At 68.4% G+C, this 23,491-nt stretch carries 19 protein-coding genes; 9 read left to right on the top strand and 10 right to left on the bottom strand.

Going from position 1 to position 23,491, the window contains the following annotated elements:
- Positions 1-6: 6 nt before the first annotated feature.
- Positions 7-1,239 (bottom strand): hypothetical protein, encoded by a 1,233-nt coding sequence (locus ON22_RS30290; RefSeq protein WP_231508684.1) that lies wholly within the window; start codon positions 1,237-1,239, stop codon positions 7-9.
- 222 nt (positions 1,240-1,461) lie between these two features.
- On the opposite strand from ON22_RS30290, the gene ON22_RS30285 reads away from it, so the two are divergent.
- From ON22_RS30285 to ON22_RS30275, 3 genes are all read left to right on the top strand, one after another.
- Entirely contained in the window at positions 1,462-2,133 is a 672-nt protein-coding gene (locus ON22_RS30285) for a glycosyltransferase family 2 protein (protein WP_033245605.1), read from the top strand.
- 68 nt (positions 2,134-2,201) lie between these two features.
- Entirely contained in the window at positions 2,202-2,771 is a 570-nt protein-coding gene (locus ON22_RS30280; RefSeq protein WP_033245812.1) for a TIGR04282 family arsenosugar biosynthesis glycosyltransferase, read from the top strand.
- Positions 2,768-3,439 carry a class I SAM-dependent methyltransferase gene (locus ON22_RS30275; RefSeq protein ID WP_033245604.1) on the top strand — a complete coding sequence of 224 codons (672 nt, stop codon included), beginning with the start codon at positions 2,768-2,770 and terminating at the stop codon, positions 3,437-3,439. Before ON22_RS30280 ends, ON22_RS30275 begins: the two co-directional genes overlap by 4 nt.
- A 32-nt stretch (positions 3,440-3,471) precedes the next feature.
- On the opposite strand, the gene ON22_RS30270 is transcribed toward ON22_RS30275, so the two are convergent.
- The 4 genes from ON22_RS30270 to ON22_RS30255 all read right to left on the bottom strand — a co-directional run bounded on the left by ON22_RS30270 (position 3,472) and on the right by ON22_RS30255 (position 9,482).
- Positions 3,472-4,788, bottom strand: coding sequence for a carotenoid oxygenase family protein (locus ON22_RS30270; RefSeq protein WP_033245603.1), 1,317 nt, complete (start codon positions 4,786-4,788; stop codon positions 3,472-3,474).
- Between the two features lie 352 nt (positions 4,789-5,140).
- Complete coding sequence (locus ON22_RS30265) at positions 5,141-5,632, bottom strand: nucleoside deaminase (protein WP_033245602.1); 492 nt, start codon at positions 5,630-5,632, stop codon at positions 5,141-5,143.
- Between the two features lie 372 nt (positions 5,633-6,004).
- A complete protein-coding gene (locus ON22_RS30260; RefSeq protein WP_051158290.1) occupies positions 6,005-7,780 on the bottom strand; it encodes a cutinase family protein in 1,776 nt (591 codons plus the stop codon).
- Positions 7,781-7,883: 103 nt separating this feature from the next.
- Positions 7,884-9,482: a putative glycoside hydrolase gene (locus tag ON22_RS30255; protein WP_231508675.1), complete on the bottom strand. Its 1,599-nt coding sequence runs from the start codon at positions 9,480-9,482 to the stop codon at positions 7,884-7,886.
- A gap of 113 nt (positions 9,483-9,595) precedes the next feature.
- Here ON22_RS30255 and ON22_RS30250 point away from each other — a divergent pair, with 113 nt between their 5' ends.
- A complete protein-coding gene (locus tag ON22_RS30250) occupies positions 9,596-10,609 on the top strand; it encodes a polysaccharide deacetylase family protein (protein ID WP_033245809.1) in 1,014 nt (337 codons plus the stop codon).
- Between the two features lie 238 nt (positions 10,610-10,847).
- Here ON22_RS30250 and ON22_RS30245 read toward each other — a convergent pair whose 3' ends face one another.
- Together ON22_RS30245 and ON22_RS30240 are read right to left on the bottom strand one after the other, a co-directional pair.
- Positions 10,848-11,045: a DUF8691 family protein gene (locus ON22_RS30245; RefSeq protein WP_033245601.1), complete on the bottom strand. Its 198-nt coding sequence runs from the start codon at positions 11,043-11,045 to the stop codon at positions 10,848-10,850.
- 122 nt (positions 11,046-11,167) lie between these two features.
- On the bottom strand, positions 11,168-13,798 hold the full coding sequence (locus tag ON22_RS30240; RefSeq protein WP_156052362.1) for a winged helix-turn-helix domain-containing protein: 2,631 nt from the start codon (positions 13,796-13,798) through the stop codon (positions 11,168-11,170).
- Positions 13,799-14,019: 221 nt separating this feature from the next.
- Between ON22_RS30240 and ON22_RS30235 the strand changes: the two genes are divergently transcribed.
- From ON22_RS30235 to ON22_RS30220, 4 genes are all read left to right on the top strand, one after another.
- Complete coding sequence (locus ON22_RS30235) at positions 14,020-14,394, top strand: PLDc N-terminal domain-containing protein (RefSeq protein ID WP_033245599.1); 375 nt, start codon at positions 14,020-14,022, stop codon at positions 14,392-14,394.
- On the top strand, positions 14,391-15,512 hold the full coding sequence (locus tag ON22_RS30230) for an AI-2E family transporter (protein WP_033245598.1): 1,122 nt from the start codon (positions 14,391-14,393) through the stop codon (positions 15,510-15,512). The genes ON22_RS30235 and ON22_RS30230 overlap by 4 nt, the downstream gene beginning before the upstream one ends.
- A gap of 87 nt (positions 15,513-15,599) precedes the next feature.
- Entirely contained in the window at positions 15,600-16,025 is a 426-nt protein-coding gene (locus tag ON22_RS30225) for a DUF7144 family membrane protein (protein WP_033245597.1), read from the top strand.
- 127 nt (positions 16,026-16,152) lie between these two features.
- The gene (locus ON22_RS30220; RefSeq protein ID WP_033245808.1) at positions 16,153-17,862 is read left to right on the top strand and encodes a SulP family inorganic anion transporter; all 1,710 of its coding nucleotides are present in this window, start codon (positions 16,153-16,155) and stop codon (positions 17,860-17,862) included.
- A 17-nt stretch (positions 17,863-17,879) separates the two neighbouring features.
- Here ON22_RS30220 and ON22_RS30215 read toward each other — a convergent pair whose 3' ends face one another.
- Positions 17,880-18,113, bottom strand: a complete 234-nt coding sequence (locus ON22_RS30215; protein ID WP_051158289.1) for a lipopolysaccharide assembly protein LapA domain-containing protein — start codon at positions 18,111-18,113, stop codon at positions 17,880-17,882.
- Positions 18,114-18,403: 290 nt separating this feature from the next.
- Between ON22_RS30215 and ON22_RS30210 the strand changes: the two genes are divergently transcribed.
- On the top strand, positions 18,404-20,221 hold the full coding sequence (locus tag ON22_RS30210) for an alkyl/aryl-sulfatase (protein ID WP_197039705.1): 1,818 nt from the start codon (positions 18,404-18,406) through the stop codon (positions 20,219-20,221).
- 4 nt (positions 20,222-20,225) lie between these two features.
- Here ON22_RS30210 and ON22_RS30205 read toward each other — a convergent pair whose 3' ends face one another.
- Together ON22_RS30205 and ON22_RS30200 are read right to left on the bottom strand one after the other, a co-directional pair.
- Positions 20,226-20,942, bottom strand: coding sequence for a response regulator (locus ON22_RS30205; RefSeq protein WP_051158288.1), 717 nt, complete (start codon positions 20,940-20,942; stop codon positions 20,226-20,228).
- Positions 20,939-23,482, bottom strand: coding sequence for a sensor histidine kinase (locus ON22_RS30200; RefSeq protein ID WP_033245595.1), 2,544 nt, complete (start codon positions 23,480-23,482; stop codon positions 20,939-20,941). The genes ON22_RS30205 and ON22_RS30200 overlap by 4 nt, the downstream gene beginning before the upstream one ends.
- Positions 23,483-23,491: the final 9 nt, after the last annotated feature.

Raw genomic sequence — 23,491 nt, 5'->3', positions numbered from 1 at the left:
TCACCCTCACCAATTCGTGAACAGTAGATGGACCAGCAGCAGCGCCCCCGCGGCCTGCACCGCCAGCCAGGGGCGGGCCCGCGCGTACGGAAGGTAGGCCGTAGCGACGAGCAGCCATAGAACGAACGGTAACCAGATCCGCTCGGTTTCGGCCTTGCTGAGGCCACTGATATCGGCGGCGGCGATCGCGCACACCGCCCCGGTAACCAGCAGTGCCGCTGGTTCGAGTGTGCGTAACCGGGCGAGAGCCCGGGGGAGCCCCGCCGCGGTCGCCAAGCCCACCGCACAAACGGTCGCCGCAAGATTGCCCCACCACCAGTACCCGTACGGACGATCCGTCGCGATGCCCTGGTAATACCGTTCGACCACCAGATGATAGCCGTCGAACCACCAGAATCCCGCCGCGGTGAACGCGGCCACCACGAGCAACGCGCCGGATACGGCGGGCACCAGCGGGCGTGCGGTGCGGGCCGCCACCAGCACCGCCACCGCCACGAAACCCATCAGAACCAGCCCGTAGTTCAGATAGATCCCGAAGCCGAAGAGGATCCCCGACCCGATGGCGGCGAATACCGGTACCCATCGTCCGGCGCGGGCGGCGACGGCGAGCAGCGCGACCGCCCACGCCGTCACTCCGGCGAACAACGCGTCGGCGGAGACCGCGATCCAGATCGCCGCAGGAGCCAGGACGAGGAACGGCAGCGCGGCACGGGCCCGGTCTTCGCTGCCCAGGGCGCGTAACGCCACCGCCACCGCGATCGGCGCGCTGCAGCCGATGAGCACGCAGACGATCCCCGCCCAGGCCGGTCCGCCCAATCCGAGGCGGTCGAGCAGGACGAAGAACATCAGCGCCCCCGGTGGATGGCCCGAAACATGGGTGGTCCAGGAATCGGGCTGCCCGTCCAGGATCCGGCCGGCGAAGGTGTCGAGCATCAGCGGGATATCGGTGACCCCAGGCACCTCGGCGAGGTATTCGTGGCCGTCGGCGAGCCGCGCGGTGAATCCGCGTTCCCAGCCGTCTACCATGGCCAGCGCGAACGCCCAGGCGAGCGCGGTCGCATACCCGGCGCCGAGCAGCGGGCGCCAGCGCAGCCGCCGGGCCGGCGCGGGGCCGCACACCACCACGATCGCGGCCAGCGCGAGGGCCGGCAGGGTTCCCCAGCCGATATGCGGCGACCACCAGCCGAAGATCGGCGCGGCCCCGGCGAACAGCCGTTCGCGCCAGGATTCGCTCGCCATTTGCGGAACGATGAAGGCCGTGAGGACCAGCAACGCCGCGGTTCCCGCGCCGAGCAGCTCCACGCGTACCCGGCGGCGGGGCGCGATGGTTTCGATCGGATCCGGCACAGAGGCCACCCTAGGCCCGGCCCTCGCCGGTCACACCGGATCGACCTGGTGGACCGATACGACGTCATCGTTTTGTCACAGGTTTCGAGCCGATTCCGGCCTAGCGTGGCAGCCATGGCGACAGAGGACAGCGCACCGGCCGGCGTCACCGTCGTGATTCCGTGCCGCAACGAAGCCGAAGCGTTGCCCGGCGTGCTGGCCGCGGTCCCGGCCGGCTACCGTGCGATCGTGGTCGACAACAGCTCGACCGATACCACCGCGACCGTCGCGACCGAGCACGGCGCGCGGGTGGTCACCGAAACATTGCCCGGATACGGTGCCGCCGTACAAGCCGGTATCGCCGCCGCCGGTACGGAATTCGTGGCGGTTCTCGACGGGGACGGGTCGATGGACCCCCGTGAACTGCCCGGACTGGTGGCAGCTGTCCGCGCGGGCGCCGATCTCGCGGTCGGCCGGCGGCGGCCCGTCACCCGAGGAGCCTGGCCATGGCACACCCGGCTCGGCAACGGTGTCGTCGCCCGGCGGCTGCGCCGGCGCTACGGGCTGCCCGTACACGATATCGGCGCGATGCGGGTGGCGCGGCGGGGTCGGCTGGAATCGCTGGGACACCTGCACGACCGTTACGGATATCCCCTCGAGCTGCTGGTCCGAGCGGCCGCGGCCGATTGGGTCGTCCGCGAAATAGATATCAGTTACCGGCCCCGGACCGGCGGTGAATCGAAGATCTCCGGATCGGCCCTGGGATCGCTACGCGCGACCCGCGACTTCCTGCGGGTGCTGCGATGAGCACCCTGGGACCACGCAGGCGGCCGGAATCCCGAGCCCGAACGGAGGTCGAGGCAGCGCCCGGTGTGCTGATCCCCGTGACAGTTCTGGTCGTCGCCAAGGCGCCGGTCCCCGGATTCGCCAAAACCAGATTGTGTCCCCCGTTGACACCGGTACAGGCGGCGCGGCCGGCGGCCGCCGCGTTGCTGGACACCCTCGACGCGGTGCGTGTCTGCCCGGTCGTTACCCGGATGGTCGCTTTCGCCGGTGATCTCGGAACGGCCGAGTTGGGCGACGAAATCGGCTGTGCGCTAGCCGGTTTCGATGTCAAGAAGCAGCGGGGCAGTGGATTCGGGACACGGCTGGCGAATGCGCACGCCGACGCCGCGCGCGCCGGACTAGCCGCCGACGGCGGCTGGTGGGCGCTGGGGCTGACCGACCCGCGCGCCGCCCGGCTGCTCGCCGACGTACCGATGTCCACCAGCCGCACCGGAGAAGCCACCCGGAACGCCCTACGGGACAGTGGTTACCGGATCGGCACGCTCCCGACGCTGACCGATGTGGACCGTTACACCGATGCGGTGGCGGTCGCCGCCGACTGCACCGGCCGGTTCGCCGCGGAGGTGCGTGCGCTCGGCGGAGAGCGGGTCGCGCGGTGATCGGCCATTTCGATCCCGCGCTCACCGGAGAAGATTGCTGGGTGCGCACCGCCGACGGTGCCCGCACCCGGTTGCCGACCCGCCGCTGGCTGGGCGGAGTCCGTGTCACCGCGGCCGACCGGCGCGTGGACGCGGCCCTCGTCGGCTGCTGCGACGGTCCCACAGTGGATCTGGGTTGCGGCCCCGGCCGGCTGGTCGCCACACTCTGCCGGCGCGGGGTCATGGCACTGGGCGTGGATATTTCGCCGACCGCCATCGCAGTCACTCGCCACCGCGGGGCGCCCGCCGTTCCCCGCGAAGTGTTCGGCCCGCTGCCCGGGGACGGCCGCTGGCACTACGCGTTGCTCGCCGACGGCAATATCGGAATCGGCGGTGATCCCCATCGGATGCTGCGCCGGGTCGCCCGGCTACTCCGGCCGGACGGTGTGGCCATCGTTGAATTCGCGGCTCCTGGAACAGGGGTCAGTGTTCAGGAGATCCGGCTGGAAACCCGCGCCCGGACCGGCGATTGGTTCCCGTGGGCCGAGGCCGCCATCGACCATGCCGGAGCGCTCGCCGCAGAGACCGGCTTCGAACTACTCGGCACCGCCGGCATATCCGGTCGCCATATCGCCTGGTTGCGCGGACCTGACGGGCGCACAGCGCGAACAGGGGCAGCTCGCCGATGACCCTGTCGGGACGGCCGATGCTCGGTGGGCCGTCACCTCGCGGGATCGGTGTCGGGGAACCAGTTGCCGTGGAATCCGGTGGGGACACGGACACCGAGATGGACCTGCGCGAGCGGGGGAGCGGCCGGATCACCGGCGTCGAGAATCACGAGATCGCTGGTGGCGGTTCTAGAGCGGAACACGAACAACAGCAGATATCCGGGACCGGTGGACGAGGGCACGAATACGGCCTCGCCGGGCTCATCGGTACCGAATTCGTGTGTCCGGTGCTGCGCAGCGTGCATATCGTAGCCGGTGAGGTGATGTGACCCGACGGCGTACACGGTCGAGTGCGGCCGGCCGGTGGAAGCGTCGTCGATTCGCGGGAACTCGATACTGCGGTCGTCCAGCGCCCGCTCGGTGATCCGGTCGCGGGTGAGATCGATCGTCCATTCGTGCAGGGTGCCGTGGTCGTCGAAGGCCGAACTGGAACCGACCCACATCGATTCGTAACGCACTGCGTGCAGCGTGATCACGCCGTCGGTATCGAAGGCGTTCGCGACGTGGAAGACGTAGCACGGCGCGATATCGAACCAGCGCACGCCGGCGGCCGGATCGGCGCGGCGCAAGACGCCGATACGCGCCCCGTAACCGGGGTCCCAGCGGTAGGGCATCGTGCCCTGCCGGGCCAGTTCGAGGCTGAACACCACCGGCAGGTCCAGGAACAGGACATACCGTTCGGTGATCGCGAAATCGTGCATCATGGTCAGGCCGGGTACGTCGATGGGCTGGTCGACGACGAGGGTGCCGCCGGCATCGGCGCGGTGGTAGCGCACGTGCGGGGCGGTGAGACTGCCGTAGCCGAAGAAATGGAGTTCGCCGGTGGTGGGGCAGGTCTTGGGGTGCGCTGTCATCGAATTGGTCAGCGCGCCGCCGAAATCGTAGACACCGAGGGTGTCGAGTTCGCGGTTCACTTCCCAGGGCAGTGACGATTCGACGAGCGCCAGCAGATGCCCGGCGTGCCCGACAATATGCGTATTGGCGCCGGCAACGTGCAGGTTCCGGTTGCCGGTGGCGGGGTCGTAGAGGGGAGTGGGGTCGCCTTCGAATGCTGTGGTGTGAACCCAGCGATTGCGATACCACTCCGCCTTGCCGTCGCGCAGCCGGACCCCGTGCAGCATGCCCTCGCCGAGGAACCAGTGTGGCGAGCCGTCGCGCGGGTTGGGGCCGTTGCGCAGGTACCGGCCGTTGAGTTCGGCCGGGATCCGCCCGGTCACCGGGAGGGTGTCCACCGTGACTTCACGGTCGACCGGGGCGAAGTTGCCCGCCAGGTGCCCCGTCGAGGAATCGGTGTCATGCGGAAGCCGCATCGGTCGTACCTTTCGGTCGAGGTGCGCCGTGAATCGCACGGGATTCGGGATCGAGCGTGGTCGACCTCTACCCACCATTTTGTCATGCACGATCTGCGCCACTACCGGTTTGGAAGCCGATGGGCAACCGGCCGGTTCACCGCCCCGCCGGACGCGGCCCGCTGAAGCCACGTGGTGCCGGCGTCACGCGCAGTGCGGTGCTGCTCCGTCCGAGTTCGAGATCGACTCGGAACTCGGACGGGGCGTGGACACAGTCCAGGTCCTGGCGCTCCGCGCTCTGATATCCGAGTGCGCAGTGGAGTCGCCGCCGGCGAACGAATAAGGCGGGCGGTTACGGAGGTTCGGGACAGGATCAGGTCGAGGGTCGCTCGGCGAAGCATGCGCGATACAACTCCTCGACCTCCGCGACCAGTTCCTCGACCGGCCCGTCGGTGACCGCGCCCGGGACGATCTCGCCGATCGGCAGCGAGGCGACCGGGGCCGCGGGGACACCCCATTCGCGCAACCAGGCCCTGAACTGAGCGCTGGAGGTGATGTAGACGATGCGCCCCAACCCGACCCAGCCGTGGCTCGCGGAGCACATCGGGCAGTGCTCCCCGGAGGTGTAGACGGTGGCCGCGGCGCGTTCTTCCGGGGACAGGTGCCCGGCGGCCCACCGGGAGATCGCGAATTCCGGATGCTGGGTGGCGTCGCCGTCCTTCACGCGGTTGCGGTCCTCGAACAGCACCGTGCCGTCGGCGGCGACCAGGACGGAACCGAAGGGTTCGTCGCCGGCGGCCAGTGCCTCGCGGGCCAGGTCGATGCAGCGGCGGAGATGGGTCAGGTCCTGTGCGGTGACGGTCATACGGGTATCTTCGCGGATCGGGAACCCGCGGCGGCGAGCAACGCTCGGCGATTCCGGCGAGGATCTCGGAGCAAGGGTCAGCGACTCGACTGGACGAATCGTTTACCGGGATCGACCATTTTCCGCACCGTCAGTCCCGTAACCAGGATTTCCGCGGCTTCGATCGGCGTGTTCGCGCCCTTGGTGAGTTCCATTGCAACCGTTCCCCTCTTCTACACGGTTCACCATAGGGCGCGAAGTGCCGAATGCCCGTTCGGGATGTGTTCGGCAGCGATCATCGTGGCGCGAAACAGACGACGCAGGTGGTGCACCGAGCGGGTCCCGTACCTGATGCCTGCTTCCCGGATGGTTCCGACCGGACGGTCCGGTCGCTCAGCGCGTGGTTTGCGCGACCGGCTCGCCGGCCGGCGGGGCGGGTGTTTCTGTGGTGGGCTCGGTGGTCCGGGGCGCCGTCGTGGTGGGCGTGGTCGTGGGCGGAGCGGCGACCTCCGGTGCGGGCGCGGAGCTCGGAGGCACGGTTGCCGAACTCGGGGGCACAGTTGTCGAACTCCGGGGTTGCGTTGTCGAGGAGGGCGGCACTGTCGTCTGCTCGCCCGCCGGCGGTGTGGTGGTGGTCTCGTCCGGCGTGGTCGTGGTCGGGGCGGTGCCCGTCGTGGTCGGTGCCGCTGTAGTGGTGCCGGTCGGTTCGGCTGCCTGTTCGGTGGTTGTCTCCGCGGCCGCTCGGTAGGCGTCGTCCAGGTCTTCGGGTGTGGGGGTGGATTTCGTATTCACCGGTTCGCCCGCCTGGGCCTGCTTCGCCAGGTGGGTGAGCCAGGCCGCGGCATATTCGGCGGAGGTCAGTGGTTTGCCGTTGGCCGGGTCGGCGTCGCGCCAGTAGTCGAAGTGGTGGCCGGTGGCGTCGGGGCCCAGCGTCAGGTTGTAAGGGTCGGACAGGATCACGGGGATGGTGTTCTGATTCGTCACGATCAGCCCGATGATCTCGTTGAGTACCTTCTGCGGCAGGTAGGCCAGGGGTGCCATCTCGCCGGTCGAGATGGAATCGGCGGGCTCCTCGCCGGCCGGGGGAGTGGCGCCGGGTTCGTAGCCCGGTTCGGAGACCCGCAGCAGAACCTCGAGGAAGGTTTCGTCACTGGCCATCCAGTTCGGCTGTGACTCGATATCGGCGAGTGCGAGCAGCGCGACCCGGCTCAGGACGACCGCGACATCCTGCCCGGTGGCCGGGGTGAGCCCGTCGCGTTCGAGAGCGTCGACGTTCATCTGCCGCGCCACATTGACCACCAGTTGCAGCAGTGCGATGTTCTCCGGCGCCGCGCAGGTGAGATCGCCGTCGGAGCAGAACGAGGCAATTTTCCCGTTCAGCGAACCGAAATCGCCGCCCGTATCCGGGAGCGCGCCCTGGCCCGGGACCGGGTTCTTCCCGTTCTGATAGGCCTGGTCGAACCCGTCCGGGTTGCCGTGCGGGTTCTCGGCGCCCGGGAACGGGCCGTCACCGGGGGCGCGGCCGGAATCGGCGAGGATGACCACGCCCGTGACCTTGTCCGGGTCGACGATCGCGTAACCGCCGTCCTGCTGTTCCTGATGCCCGATCTCCATGGCGACCCGGCGCACCACGTCGGCGCCTTCGCTGTACCCGACGATGGCGAACCGGGTGTCCGGGCAGGCCTGCGAGATCTCGCGCATCACCTGCTGGGTGTTGGCGACCCCGGTGGTGACCGCATCCTCGTAGGTGGCCATATCCGCCGGGTAGGCGATATAGACCGCGGCGTAGGAGCCGGGGTCCACATCGTCGGCGGGGGCGTTGACCACCGGATCCACCCATTCGCTGCGGTGATCGCCCGACAGCGCCGCGGGCAGCGGGTTGCCGTGCGCGTCGACCAGCAGTTTCGTGGTGCCTTCGCGTGGTGTGTCACCGCGGCCCGCGACCGAGACGGTGACCATATCGTGGCATTCGGTAACCGACGCCTTCAGTTGCGTATCCGCCTGCTGCGAGGGTGCGGTCACCGAATAGGTGGCGGCCACCGCGGCCACCACACCCAGGGCGGCGGGTGCGGCGATCGCCGCGGCGATGCGGTGCTGGGTGAACCAGCCGCGGGATCGCCGGGTGAACCCGCGGGATGATCGCAGAATCCAGCTACTTCGGAAAGCCATGTCCCGTGCTCCATTCCAGAACTGATAAATGGACGGACTGGCCCCCCCGACGGGCCGTTACGTCACCGGAGACGTCGCGGCGGGGGTGCGCGGCGTTACGCGATCATTTCGGGTCGAGTGCGCCGCCGTGATATTCCACGCTGGGACTCCACAGGAAGAAACTGTCTATCCCGGTTTTGTAGGTCGCATCGATCTGGGCCCTGACCTGGGCATCCCCGTAGTTCACGCCCAGACTGAAATCCTGCAGCCAGGGGATCACCGTCGCCCCCGTGCCTTTGGTCACGGTTTGGAAATCCCGCAGGGAGGCGGCGACGATATCGAACGGCTGCCCGTTCGGATTCGCCACACCGTATTCGCCCGGACCCCAGTGCGAGGGGTAGATCATCGGCGCGACGTAATCCACCTGCGGTGCGATCAGCCGGATATCCTGCGCGATCTGGTCGGGCCGGGTGGCGGCGATCCCGTAGACCGCGGCGCTCTGATGGGCGCCGGCCGCGTGCACCGGATCGCGGCTCTGCGCCAGGAACCCGGCGACGGCTTCGGTGGCGGGACCCTTCAGCCCGGGGAAGCGCATACTCGACAGCCTGCCGTCGGGTCGGCGGACGTAGTCGTACATGATCCCGTCGAAGCCCAGTTCGGCAGCTTCGACCGCGAGCGCGATGTTGTAACCGCGGACCTCGGGGTGGGCGAAATTGGTGAATGCGATCGCGCCGTAGTGGCTGGAGTACGGCTGCCGGGCCGGGTTCTGCACCACCCAGTCCGGGCGGCCGTGATGCCAGGCCCATTCGGCGAGGGTGGGATCGCGGAACGCGACGATCCGGCCGACCACCTGCACCCCCAGATCGTGCAGTTGCCGCAGCGCCGCCCGCGCCTCGTAGATCGGCTGGGCGGCGCCGGTCGTGCGGGCCAGCGGCACCTTCGAGGGGTAACCGACGACACCGTCCTCGTCCTTGATATCGAGTTGCACCGTATCGATGCGTTTCTGGCGGGCCAGATCAAGGATGGCTTCGCGCATCGGTCCATACGACCAGGCGTGCGCGGTGACATGTACGGCCCGCATCTGTGGCAGATCGATACCGGTGGTGAGCGCCTGTGTGGTGGTGTTACCCGCCGCATCCACCGCGACCACCTCCGCTCCGGCGGGGCTGTGCGGCAGCTCGCTCACGAAACTGCCGTCGGGCCCGGGGGTCACCGAATGCGCACCGATCGTGACCTGTTCCGCGTCGGGTGCCCGTCCGCGCACAGTGACCGGTTCACGGTAGGAGGAGACGGTATCCGGTTGTGTCACCTCCAATTCCGGGGCGGTGGTATCCACGGTGAAGGTCACTTCGGCGCCGGGGCCGTCGCGCAGCCGGCCGGTCACCCCGCCGGGCGGTATCTCGGCGGTGAAGGTGTGCTCTCCGTCGGACAGTCCTTCGGGTTCGTAGACGACGGTATCGCCGTCGATCCGGCCGGCGACAGGGGAACCGTCCACCGTGAGCTCGACGGCATGCGGATCGTGTCCGGCGGCATCCACACGCAGCGCCAGATCCTTCGATGCTGCGGCGCCGACGGGGCCCGGCGGAAGACCGGTCAGCGGAAGATCCGGGGCCGGTGAACGGCCGGCTCCGATCCCGGCGAACACCAGCAGCACGATCACAACAACACCGAATACGAGGACCGCCAACCGTTTCCGGTCGACCGCCCGGTCCCGCACGAGCACAACACACCAACTTCCGCGAACAGCTTCCCGCCCACTATGGCGAGTCCGCCGCAACGCCGATCTGTTTCGCGGAGATGAACCGTAAATCGTTGCCGGCACGTAATATCCGGGCGATGGTGCGGTACCCGGGGAGATATGTTCGGGTGGTCGCGGCGGCGCTGATCTGCGCGGCGGCCACAGCCTGCGGAACGACAGGTGAACCCGCCTCGGCGGATACACCGCCGAGTACTTCCGCGGCACCCCCGCCGCCGGCACCCCCGGATCCGGCCGCCGTGGGTGCCGACGAGCTGGGTGAGGTACCGATTCTCATGTACCACCAGGTGACCGCGGATCCGGCCGGTGAATACGATCAGAGCCCGGCCGAGTTCCGGGCGGAACTGGACCGGCTGTATCGCGAGGGCTATCGCCCGATCACCGCCGCCCAGTACATCGCCGGGGATATCGATATTCCGGCCGGAACACATCCGGTGGTCCTCACCTTCGACGATTCCACCGGCAGCCAGCTCCGGTTCACCGCCGACGGCATACCCACCGCGGACTGCGCGGTCGGGGTACTGGAACGTTTCGCCGCCGACCACCCCGATTTCCCGGCCCGCGCCACCTTCTACGTCAACAACGGTCCGTTCGAAGCCGACCCGCGCGCGTTGCCCTGGCTGGCCGAGCACGGTTACGAGATCGGCGCGCATACCGCGAGCCATCCCGATCTCGCCGGCCTGGATGCCGCCGGTGTGCAGCGCGAGCTGGCGCAGAATGTCCGGGCGATCACCGCCGCTGCGCCGGGGACCCAGGTGACCACGATGGCGCTGCCGCTGGGCAGCGCTCCGGCCGATCCCGGTCTCGCGCTCGCCGGGAACTCGGACGGGACGCCCTACCGATTCGCGGCCGCGATGCTGGTCGGCGCGAACCCCGCGCCGTCACCGTTCGGTCCGGTGGATCCTGCTGCGGTGCCACGGATCCGCTCCGGACTGGGCGCGGTACCGTTCGACTCCGCCTATTGGCTCGACCTGCTCGCGGCCGAACCGGCCCGTCGCTACACCGCCGACGGCGACCCCGAACGCATCTCGTTCCCGCGTGGCTCGGCGCACCGGCTCGACCCACGCTGGTCCGACCAGGCACATACCTATTGACGCCTTCCACAGGAAGACGTTCCGCACCGAGGTGGGCGCTGCGGTCTCCGTGCCGCCGTGAGTACCCACCCCGTCCCGGGCGGCTGTGGTGGCCTCGAACGGGGCAACCGAAACTGCTTCGGCACGCCGGACCGCGACCGGCGTGACTCGGTCGCGACCGCCGGCAGGTGCACGTTCGGCTCGGCCGTGTTATTGGCCGGCGCCACCGGTGCGAACCCCGCGCGCGGTCCCACCGCACTCAATCGGGCAGCCGGCGCATCTCGATCACGGTGAGGCCCAAGTTGTCGATACGGGCCAGGATTCCGCGGATACCCGTCGGATCGGTGACCGGACCCGACAGCACGGTGGTGCCCTGGGTGTGATCGCCGGTGAGTTCGGGAAAAGCGGCAAGCGCACGCTCGGAGAGTTCGCCGTCGATGGTGAACTGGTATCGCATCGCCGTCTCCTGCCTCGTTCCGGACCGGTCGCGACGGCAGGTGTCGCCGCGTCGGAATGAAGTGTGTCCCACGGCGTCACCGCCGCACATCGTCCGGAGCGGGTGAAACGACTCCGCCGGGTTCAGAGCAATCCGCTGCGCCGTGCTTCCTGCAGCGTTTCCATCCGGGAGCGGGTACCGAGTTTGGCGTAGATACCGCGCAGATGTGTTTTGACCGTATTGATGGAGACGCTGAGATCGTCGGCGATGTGCTGGGTCGTGCGACCCGACGGCAGTTGTTGCAGAATCCGCAGCTCGGTCGCCGTGAGCGGTGGATGCTGGACCCGGCGCTGCGGCCGGTGACCGGCCCGGATACTGTCGGCGAAGTCGCTGCAGTGCCCGAAACATCCGGCGTAGTAGTCGAGCAGGTCGACGGTGCCGGGAACGTCGAAGAACGGCCGGGCCACCCGATGGGTGGCGCCGATCCGCAGGGCGTTGTCCACGGCCTCCCGGGTTTTGGAATCATTGCCCAGCTCGCGGTGGGCGCGGGCGTGCAGCAGCCAGCCGGTGAGCCGGGCGACGGGATGGGCACCGGAGGTCGCCGCGAGGACCGGCTCCACCTGGCCGAGGACCGTCTGATGGTTACCCGCGACGGAGGTCAGCGCCGCGGTGGACAGCACGGTATCGGGGATATGGCCGAGCACTGCCCGCGCTCGTTCGGTCAGCTGCCGTGCGGCCGCGGTATCGCCCGCGCCCAGCAGCGCCCACACCGCGGCACTCACCAGACCACCGCCGAGCACCGGGGCGGGGTCGGCATCGAGCAGCCGGCCGATACTGCGGCGCAGCCGGTCGGTGGCGCCCGGATCGTCGCCGCACTGGCAGTCGAGCAGATTGCCGACCACATGCGGTAACCGGCCCGCCACCGGGCCGGGGGTGCCGTCGCGGCGGATATGTTCCGCGCACAGCACCCGGATCTGCTCGGGGTGCGGATCCGAGCCCTGCAGGTAGGCGCCATACGCCTCGAGTGCGGTGGCGTGCACGGTTTCCGGCAGATCCAGCAGATCGTGATCGCGGGCGATGGCGCAGGCCCGTTCGGCCCGCTGCCGCATCGTCGTGATCGATCCGGCCAGGCCGGCGGTGACGGCGAGCCGGGTCACCGCGATCAATCGCAGCCGGGGATGGCAGCGGGACCGGGTGCGGCTCAGGGCGATCCGTAGCCGTTCCTCACCTCGGGCGAGTTCGCCGCGTAGCGCGAGCGCGGTGCCGGTGGTGACGGCGAGATAACCGTCCAGGTCGGGGCGGTCGGCGGGCGGCATCCGTTCCGGGAACACGATCGGATCGGAATCGGCGCCGGTCGCCACCGCGAGCTCGGCGTCCACGGCCGCCGTCAGTGCTTCCAGCCGGTACGGGCCCGCGAGTGAATGCGGGTCGTCGTCGGCGAGGAGACGGGCGCTGTCGCGGTAGGCCTGAGCCGTACCGCTGCCACCGTGCAGCAGCGCGTCGGTGGCCTGCAGCAGGCGCAGGAACGGATCGGTCAGCACATCCGGCGCCGCGCCGGCGAGTGCATCGAACAGGCTCTCGCCGTGATCGGCGAAAACCAGTGCCAGTGCGTGCTCGGCCAGGAACGATCCCAGCTCACGGTGGTCGGGTACCGCCAGCAGATGCGTCAGCGCGGCCTGTAACTCACCGATAGCGGTGAGCCGGCGGGCCGACCGCAGATGCAGGTCGGCACACAGATCCCGGCCCAGCCGGTTGGCCTCCGCCAGGAAATAGGCCCGCAGCATCGGGTGGTACGAATACCAGACCTTCCCGCTGCGGGACAGCGAGGTCATCGGGAAATTGATCCGGTCGAGTTCGTAGAGCAGATGCGCCGCACCACCGCCCACGAGATCGTCGGCGAGTTGTTCGGTGAACTCCTCCGGGACGCTGGTGCAGGTGAGGAACTGCCGCAGCGCAGGGGAGAGGGTATCGATCAGCTCACCCATCAGCAGATCGGCGAACGCATGCGGCGGCCGGGCCAGCGCGGTGAGCGCATCGGCGTTATCGCTCGGGCTGGCGGTGAGGTAGATCGCGGCGATCCGCACCAGCGCCGCCCACCCTTCGGTGAGGCCCATCAAGGCGTGCATGCCCTGGTCGTCGAGTGCGCATTCGTGCCCCGCGCACAGCCGGGACGCCTCCGCGGGAGAGAGCGCCAGATCGTGCGCGCCCCACCGGGTGAGGCGGGAATGCAGTTGCAGCAGATGCCAGCGGATCGGCGGATCGAAGCGGGCGCACAGGACGGTTGTCACGTCGGGCGGTGCGTGCTGCAGGAAATATTCCAGACCGGCCAGGGCGAGCGGATCGGTGATCAGGTGGGCGTCGTCGATCACCACGACGGTCGGGTCCGCGCCCTCGCCCAGCGCGGCGAGGATCGATTCGGCCTCACCCACCCCCGCGGCCGGCTGCCCGGATCCCGCGGCGGGCACGCACAGCCGGGCGCGCAGCTCCGGCCACAGCGCGGTCTGGTCGCGAACGGTGAGCCAGGCGATCCGGGCGTCCGGATGCGAACGCGGCAGGTGCGTTGCCACCCAGTCCGCCACGGCAACCGTTTTCCCGACCCCCACCGCGCCGCATACCAGCAGGACACCGCCGTTGCGGCGATCCACCACGCTGTCCAGCCCGGTATGCAATCGGGGCCGGGATACCGGGTCGAAGGGGAACACCGGGATATGGGACCGGGGCCGGGCTCGCGATATCGGGCGGCCCGTCGGATCCAATGTTGGCGAAGCGGTCACGGTGCCTCCCGAAGAAAATTTCCGAAACAGCACTAGCACGCACTCGGCCGCAGCCTACCTGAGCGGACGGCACCCTCAGCGGCCCCTGAACCAACCTGTTACCAGGGCGTATCCGGGAGTATTCATCCGTAGCGGGTGAGTCGTGCACCGGCCGGGCCGCCATAGCGTGGGGCAGATCCCCGCTGTGGGGACCGCTGGATCCGACGTAAGCGAGGTGGACCGTGTCGTTTTGGGAAGCACTCTGGCTGGTTGTGGTGAGCTTCGCGTTCATCGCGTACCTGCTGCTGCTGTTCTACATCATCGGCGACCTCTTCCGGGACCGGGAAACCTCCGGCTGGGTCAAGGCGATCTGGGTGGTTCTGCTGATCGTGCTGCCGCTACTGACCTCACTGGTCTACCTGATCGTCCGCGGTAAGGGGATGACACAGCGGTCGATCACCGAGGCTCACCAGGTGCAGGCCGCGGAGAAGGAATACATCCAGCGCACCGCCGGCACCAATCCGGCCGCGCAGATCGCCGAGGCGAAACGGCTGCTCACCGAGGGCACGATCACCGAAGGAGAGTTCGAGCGCCTCAAGGCCAAGGCCATGTCGTGACCGCTGCGCCCCCGCCGGCACCGCCACCCGCGGTGCCGGGTCCCGGGCAGTGGGCGATTCCGCGCGGTCTGATCGTGCTGCTGGTCGCGGCGGCCACGGTGGTCGCCGTCACCGGCGCCCGCGCCTTCTCCGGTGTCCTCGGCCCGGTTTTCCTGGCGTTGATGCTGGCGATCGCCGTGCAGCCCATCCAGCAGCGGATGCAGCGCCGCGGCCGGCCCGTCTGGCTGGGAATGCTCGCGGCGCTGGTGGTGGTGTACCTGATCCTGCTCGGGTTGGTCGCGGCCCTGGTGGTATCCGCGGCTCAGCTGGCCACCGCGCTCCCGGAGTACTCCGATCAGTTCGCCGATCTGCTCGTGCAGGTCCAGGATCTGCTCGCAGGCTTCGATATCGACAAGGAACGGATCGATCACGCGTTGAGCGGCTTCGATCTGGGCAAGGCGGTCGAGCTGCTCGAGGACCTGCTACGTGGTCTGGCGGGCGTGTTCTCCAACTTGATCTTCGTGGTCACGCTGCTGCTGTTCATGGTGTTCGACGGGATGACGATCGGACGCCGGATGGATGTGCTGCAGAGTATGCGGCCCGATATCGCCCGGGCGCTGGGCTCGTTCACCTCGGGCACCCGCAAGTACCTGATCGTATCCACGGTTTTCGGTCTGATCGTCGCGGTCCTGGACGGTGTGGCGCTATGGCTGCTGGCGGTGCCGTTCCCGCTGCTGTGGGCGCTGCTGTCGTTCATCACCAACTACATCCCGAATATCGGTTTCGTCATCGGGCTGGTGCCGCCGGCGCTGCTGGCCCTGCTGGACGGCGGATGGACACGGATGCTCTGGGTGATCGTTGTCTACTGCGTGTTCAATGTCGTCGTGCAATCGGTGATCCAGCCGAAATACGTGGGCGACGCGGTCGGGCTCAGCGTCACCGTCACGTTCCTGTCGCTGGTGTTCTGGTCGTGGGTACTCGGCGCACTGGGTGCGCTGCTGGCGATTCCGCTCACCCTGCTGGCGAAAGCGGTGCTGTTCGACATCGACCCGGCGACCAGGTGGGTGGATGTGCTCATCGGCGAACGCGCCCCGGATCGCGACAAAAGGCCCGCCGACCCACCGCCCGCGCCGGGGTGAACATCGGAGTTCACCCCGGCGGGGTGAGGCACGACCGCCCCCGAACGGCGACAGTCGACGTAATCACTGCGCTCGGAAGGAGTGGAGATGACCACCGCACCGCAATACACCACCGAGACCCGCGACAGCGGCCCGCTGCGGCAGGGGTTCGCCGCGGGTGCCTCGATCGGCGCGTCGATACTGCTACTGACGGTCGGCGTGCTCTCGGTACTCGAGGGGATCGCTGCGGTCGCCCGGGACGAATTGTTCGTTCTCGGAATCGACTACGTCTACGAGTTCGATATCACCACCTGGGGCTGGATCCATATCGTGCTGGGCGCCATCTTGATCGTGGCTGCGCTCGGCCTGATGACGGGTACGACCTGGGGCCGGGTGCTGGCGATCACCGTTGCGGCACTGTCGATACTGGCGAACTTCCTCTGGCTGCCCTACTACCCCTGGTGGTCGACGCTGGTCATTGCCCTGAACATCGTGGTGATCTGGGCGATCGCCACCTGGCAGCCGCAGAACTGAACTGCCCACCGCCCGGGACCGGCCCGGCCGCCGGTGCGGCCGGTGCCGCGGACCCACCGCTCGGCGAAGGGCACGGTGAGTTGTGAGCGAGGAACACACCCGGCCGCGGGGAGGCGGTGACAGCCGGATGCAGGCTGTCGCCGCCCAGCTGTTCCCTTCCCTGCACGGGTACCGGCGTAGCTGGTTGCGGCCGGATATCGTCGCCGGCCTGACCGTCTGGGCGGTACTGGTTCCGGAAGCGCTGGCCTACGCCACGATCGCGGGCGTTCCGCCGGTGGTCGGGCTGTATGCGGCGGTCCCGTCGCTGATCCTGTATGCGCTGGCCGGTAGTTCCCGGCATCTGGTGGTGGGACCGATGTCGGCGACCGCGGCATTGTCGGCCGCGCTCATCGCCCCACTGGCGGGGGCCGACGAGGGGCGTTATATCGCGCTCACCACCGCGCTCGCGATCGCGACGGGTGTGGCCGGCCTGCTGGCCGGGCTGCTGCGGCTCGGGTTCATCGCCTCGTTCATCTCCGAACCGGTGCTGAAAGGGTTCATCGTCGGGCTGGCGCTGGTCATCATCATCGGTCAGGTACCCAAACTGCTCGGGATCGAGAAACACGAGGGGGATTTCTTCGAACAGTTGTGGGGTGTGCTGTCCGGCCTCGGGGACACCCATTGGCGGACACTGCTGATCGGCGGCCTGAGTCTGCTGCTGGTACTCGCCGTCAAGCGGTGGCTGCCGCTGATCCCGGGGGCGCTGCTCGCAGTCCTGGCCGGAATCGTGGCGGTGGCACTGTTCGACCTGGACGACAAAGGTGTGGCCATCGTCGGGCATATCGACCCCGGTCTGCCAGTTCCCGGCCTGCCCGGAGGTGTGGGCTTCGGCGACTATCTCGACCTGCTGGGGCCCGCGGTCGGTGTCCTGCTGATCGGGTTCGCCGAAGGATTGGGAGCGGCCAAGACATACGCCGCGAAGGCCGGCTACGAAATCGACCCCAACCGCGAACTGTTCGGTTTGGGCGCCGCAAACTTGGGGTCGGGATTCACTTCCGGAATGGTGGTCAACGGTAGTTTGTCCAAAACCGCGGTCAACGGGTCGGCCGGAGCCAAGACCCAGGTCAGCGGGCTGGTGGTAGCGGTCCTGACCGTCGTGACCCTGTTACTGCTCACGGGACTGTTCGAACAGCTGCCCGAGGCCACACTGGCCGCGGTGGTGATCGCGGCGGTGATCGAACTGGTCGATATCGGTGCCTTGCGGCGCCTCTACCGGGTATGGACCGACTGGCTGGGCCATATCTACGGCCCGGTCGCCCGCGCCGATTTCGTGGCCGCACTCGCCGCGCTGTTCGGTGTGCTGCTGTTCGATACCTTGCCGGGCCTGCTCATCGGTGTCGGGGTCGCCATCGTCCTGCTCGTCTATCGCGGCTCCCGGCCGCATATCGCGGTCCTCGGCCCTCGCGACGGTTTGTGGCTGGACGTGCACCGGCACCCGGGTCTCGCGCAACGCCGAGACCAGCTGGTGGTCCGTGTGGAAGCGGGGCTGTACTTCGTCGACGCCGACCATGTGCGGAGCCGGATCGAGCAGCTCTGCACCGCGCACACCCGGCTGGTGGTGCTCGACGCCGAAACCTCCCCCGGTATCGATGTCACGGCCGCGGCGATGCTGGTCGATCTCCGGGACAGCCTCGCCCACCGCGGTATCGAATTCCGGATCGCCCGCTCGATCGGCCAGTTCGCTGACGAACTCGCGGCCGCGCAGACCGGCCCCCACCGGATCCCGGTCTACGCGAGTGTCGCCGCTGCAACGGCTGAACCACCACGTTCCCCGGGCGACGCAGACCCGGTTCGCTGATCGAGAAACCGCGGGCCTTACCGGCGGGCGCGGCGCTTGATCAGCAGACCCGCCAGTGCGCCGACGAGGAACATGATCAGCAGGATCAGCCACATCGGCGAACGAACGGTGACCAGCAGGAAATTGATATCCACCCGGCTGCGGTTCTGGGCGATGAACACCACGGACAGCACCACCAGGACAGCGGCCACCCACTGATTCACCGTGATACGAGAAAGCAGTGCCGGCTTCGGTGTGTCCTGGGTTGCCATCGGATCCTCCGAACAGTGGGCTGACGGTATACCCCGAGTGTGCTGTTCCGGCGGCGGATCGGACTTCACCCACTCCGGATGAGTTCGCCGCACTTTCGTGGCCAAGCGAGCTCCAGGGGACGAACTCACCCGCCGCAGGTGATACCTGTGCGTTGAGGACCCCGCTAGCGTGGGCAACGCCGGTGCTCCCGTCCCCGTCCCGGCCGACCACCGGGACGAACGAGTGCTCGAACCTCCGCGCCGTGACCGCTTCATCAGCCGAGACATCGCAGAGCGAGGTAACCATGACCATGCAGGTGGATTTCGACGACACCACCGATTTCGAGAACGTCGACCGCGGGTTCATCGCCGAGCTCGACCCGCCGGTGGTGAAGGCTGCCGACGGGCGCGTGGTCTGGGATATCGGCGCCTACGGGTTCCTCGACGGTGACTGCCCGTCCACCGCGAACCCGAGCCTGTGGCGGCAGGGCAAACTCTGCAACAAACAGGGGCTTTTCGAAGTCACCGAGGGGATCTACCAGGTACGCAATCTGGACCTGTCGAATATGACCCTCGTCGAGGGCCGCGAGGGCATCATCGTGATCGACCCCCTGCTGTCCGCGGAGACGGCAGCCGCCGGACTGGCCATGTACCGCGCGCATCGCGGCGACCGACCGGTGAAAGGCCTGATCTACACCCATTCGCACGCCGACCATTTCGGCGGAGCCAGGGGAGTGGTGCCCGAAGGCCACCCGGAAATACCGATCCTGGCGCCCGAGGGTTTCCTCGAGCACGCGGTGAGCGAGAACGTCTACGCCGGTAATGCGATGAACCGGCGCGCGATCTTCATGTACGGCGCGGTGCTGAACAAGGCACCCGACGGCCAGATCGGGGCCGGCCTCGGGATGACCACCTCCACCGGCACCATCACTCTCATTCCGCCGACGGTGGATATCACCCACACCGGCCAGGAAGAGGTGATCGACGGGGTGCGGATGGTTTTCCAGCTCACCCCCGGCACCGAGGCGCCCGCCGAGATGAACTTCCTGTTTCCGGATCGCCGCGCACTCTGTATGGCGGAGAACGCCACCCACAACATGCACAATGTGCTGACCCTGCGTGGTGCGGTCGTGCGTGACTCCCGCGTATGGGCCCGGTATCTGGACGAGGCCATCGCCCGGTTCGGTGACAAGGCCGATGTCGCCTTCGCCTCCCATCATTGGCCGACGTGGGGCCGGGAGAACTGGACCGCCTGGATCGCCGGTCAACGGGATATGTACTCCTACCTGCATGACCAGACGTTGCGGTTGACCAACCAGGGATATACCGGCCCGGAGATCGCCGAACAGTTCGAATTCCCGCCCGCACTGGACAAACTATGGGCCAACCGCGGCTACTACGGTTCCACCAGCCATAACGTGAAGGCGATCTACCAGCGATACATGGGCTGGTACGACGGTAATCCCGCGCACCTGTGGGAGCATCCGCCGGTCGAGCAGGCGCAACGCTATGTTGCCGACTACGGCGGTATCGACGCGATCGTCGCCAAGGGCCGGCAGTACGCCGACGACGGTGACCTGCGCTTCGCGGCCACCCTGCTGTGCCACGCGGTATTCGCCGAACCGGGGCACGACGGTGCCAAGGAAGCGCTGGCCCAGGTCTACGAGCGACTCGGCCACGGCGCCGAGAACGGCACCTGGCGCAACTTCTTCCTCGTCGGTGCACAGGAACTGCGTACCGGACCGAGCCCGGCTGCGCTCGATTCGGCCAGCCCGGAGATGCTGACCGCGCTGACGCTGGACATGATCGTCGACTCCCTCGCCGTCCGGATCGACGGCATGCGCGCCGCGGCGGCCGATTTCGTCATGGATTGGGAGCTGACCGACGAGGGTCGTGTGCACCGGCTGACCCTCTCGCACGGCGCTCTCACCCACCGCACGCCCACCGCCGAGGCACCGGCCCTCGGCCCGGCGGATCTCACCTTGACCCTGACCAAGGCCCAATTGCTGAAGGCGGTGAGCGGTGGCGGGTTCGAGGGAGTGACCATGAAGGGCGACGAAAGCCTGCTCCAGACATTCATCGGCCTGCTGGACACACCCGACCCGCGCTTCCCGATCGTGACCCCCTGACCGGTCACTCGCGGAAGCGGTGGCCCATCCCCGGTTCGGTGACCAGATGTTTGGGATGGGACGGATCGTCCTCCAGTTTCCGGCGCAACTGGGCCAGATAGACGCGCAGGTAGTGGGTTTCGGACTGGTATGCCGGACCCCACACCTCGCGCAGCAGCTCCTGCCGGCCCACGAGTTTCCCGCGGTTGCGCACCAGCATTTCCAGCACACCCCATTCGGTGGGGGTCAGATGGACCTCGGCGCCCGATTTGATCACCTTCTTCGCCGCCAGATCCACGGTGAACGCATCGGTGACCACCACCGGTTCGCCGGGTTCGGCCGCATCCGCGGCGCGGCGCAGCGCCGCGCGTAGCCGGGCGAGGAATTCGTCCATTCCGAACGGTTTGGTCACGTAGTCGTCGGCGCCGGCGTCGAGGGCGTCCACTTTGTCCGCCGAATCGGTGCGGGCGGACAGCACGATGATCGGCACCTTGGTCCAGCCGCGCAGACCCGCGAGCACCTCGATCCCATCGATATCGGGAAGCCCGAGATCGAGTACCACGACATCGGGTTTGCGTTCGGTCGCCGCCCGCAGCGCGCCCGCGCCCGTGGCCGCGGTGACCACGTCGTAGCCGCGGACCGAGAGATTGATGCGCATCGCGCGCAGGATCTGCGGTTCGTCGTCGACCACCAGCACGGTGGGTTGCTGCGCACCGTGCTCCGGCTGTGCTCCGGTCTTCATGGCGAAACCTCCGTGGGCGACGTATCGGTGCGGCCGTCGGCGACCGCGAGATCGACAGTGACGGTGAGCCCTCCGCCGGGAGTGGGGGCGGCGCTCACCGCGCCGCCCATGGCGTCGGCGAACCCGCGTACCACCGAGAGACCCAGCCCCAGGCCGCTGGTGTTGTCCCGGTCGCCGAGCTGCTGGAACGAGTCGAAAACCCGTTCGGGATCGGCGCCGGGCAGACCCGGCCCGTGGTCGACCACCCGGACCAGGATCCGGCCGTCCACCGCCGCGGCATCGATCGTCACCTCCGATTCGGCGCCGTAGCGCAGCGCATTGTCGACGAGATTGGCCAGAATACGTTCCAGCAGATCGGGGTCGGCCTGTACCACCGTCGTCCCGACACTGACCCGCACCCGTTCGAGTGCTCCGCGGCGCGCTCCGCGCGGACTCACCCCCACGCTGACCAGCGACCGGTGCACCACCTCGTCCAGATACACCGGCCGCAACCGCGGTCGCACCACCCCCGCGGCGAGCCGGGAGGAATCGAGCAGGTTACCGACCAGCGCAGTGAGCTGATCGGCGGATTCCTCCACCGTGGCGAGCAATTCGGCCCGGTCCGCGGGGGAGAACTCGACATCGTCGGAACGCAGGCTCGAGACCGCGGCCTTGACCGCCGCCAGCGGGGTACGCAGATCGTGGCTGACCGCCGAGAGCAGATCGCGGCGCAACCGGTCGGCCTCGGCGAGTGCCGCGGCCTTGTTCGCTTCTTCCGTGAGCCGGCGTTGCTGGACCAGGCCGACGGCCTGACCCGCCACCGCCTCCAGGACCCGCCGGTCGCGGGCGCGCAGGGTCGGGCCGGACAACAGCAGCGCATACTCCCCGTCGCCGACCTCGATCGTGGTATCGGCCGCATCCGCGCGTTCGGGCGGATCCGTACCGACCGCGGCGAGCGCGCCGCGCTCGCGGTGGCGCAGGCTCACTGCCTGCTGACCGTAGGTCTGGCGCAACCTTTCCAGCAGGGCGGTCGGGTCGGCGCCGCGCAGCACCGCGCCCGCGAACAGAGTGAGCAGTTCGGCCTCCCGGGACGCCTGCCCGGCCTGTTCGGCGCGGCGCGCGGCGGTATCGACGAGGACCGCCACCGCGACCGCCACCACCAGCAGCAGGACCGCCGGCAGGAAACTGTTCGGCTCCTGGATGGTGACGCTGTAGCGGGGATCGGTGAACAGGACGTTGAGCAGCAGCCCGGCGATCAACGCCGACGCGACCGCCGGTAGCACTCCGCCGAACAGGGCGACCGCCAGCACCGCCACGAAATACAGTGCGCTTTCGCTCACCAGATCGAGGTAGCGGTCGAGCCAGGCGGCCAGGATCGCCGAGATCGCCGACGGGACGGCGAATGCGGCGATCCAGGCGGCGGTGCGGCGCGCCTTCGGCCGCGGTCGGCGCCGCCGGTGCCGCCGGCCCGCGGCCTCGTGGGTAACCATATGTACGTCGATCTTGCCGGAATGCTGCACCACTTCCGCGCCGATGCCCTCGTCGAACATCCGCGCCCAGCGCGACCGGCGGGAGGTGCCGAGTACCAGCTGGGTGGCGTTGACCGTGCGGGCGAAATCCAGCAGCGCGGCGGGGACCTCGTCGCCGACGACCGTATGCAGTTCCGCTCCCAGGTGGGCGGCCAGTTTCCGGACCGCGGCCATCTGCGGCGCCGCCACACCGGTCAGGCCGTCACCGCGGACCACATGGACGACGAGCAGTTCGGCACTGGATTTCGCGGCGATCCGGCCCGCCCGCCGCACCAGCGTTTCCGATTCGCGGCCCCCGGTCACGGCAACGACCACCCGTTCCCGGGCTTCCCAGGTGGCGGTGATCCGGTGGTCGGCCCGGTATTTCGCCAGCGCCGCATCCACCTGGTCGGCCAGCCACAGCAGGGCGAGTTCGCGCAGCGCGGTCAGGTTGCCGCGCCGGAAGTAGTGCGCCAGCGCGGCATCGGCCTTCTCCGGCGCGTACACATTGCCGAGAGTGATCCGCCGTTGCAGCGCTTCCGGAGTGATATCGACCAGTTCGATCTGGTCGGCGGCGCGCACCACCGCATCGGGCACGGTCTCGTGCTGGGTGACGCCGGTGATCTGCTCGACCACATCGTTGAGACCCTCGAGATGCTGGATGTTCACGGTGGACACCACGGTGATCCCGGCGGCCAGCAGTTCCTGAACATCCTCGTACCGTTTCCGGTTGCGGCTGCCCGGCGTGTTGGTATGTGCCAGTTCGTCCACCAGCACCAGATCGGGCCGGCGCGCCAGGACGGCGTCCACATCCAGTTCGTACTGCACCGTGCCGCGATAGCGGATCTCGACCTGCGGCACCTGCTCGATACCGTCCAGCAGCTCCGCGGTCTGGGCGCGGCCGTGTGTTTCGACCACGGCGGCCACCACATCCTGGCCGCGTGCCAGGCGCCGATGCGCCTCACCCAGCATCGCGAACGTTTTACCGACCCCGGGGGCCGCGCCGAGATAGATGCGCAGCTCACCCGGGGTGCGGTGTGGTGTAGCGGTCACGTGCGAATC

The organism is Nocardia carnea NBRC 14403 (genome assembly GCF_000308515.1).
Classification (GTDB): domain Bacteria; phylum Actinomycetota; class Actinomycetes; order Mycobacteriales; family Mycobacteriaceae; genus Nocardia; species Nocardia carnea.
The sequence above is the reverse complement of the archived record's forward strand: the minus strand, read 5'-3'. Positions and strand labels throughout refer to the sequence as shown.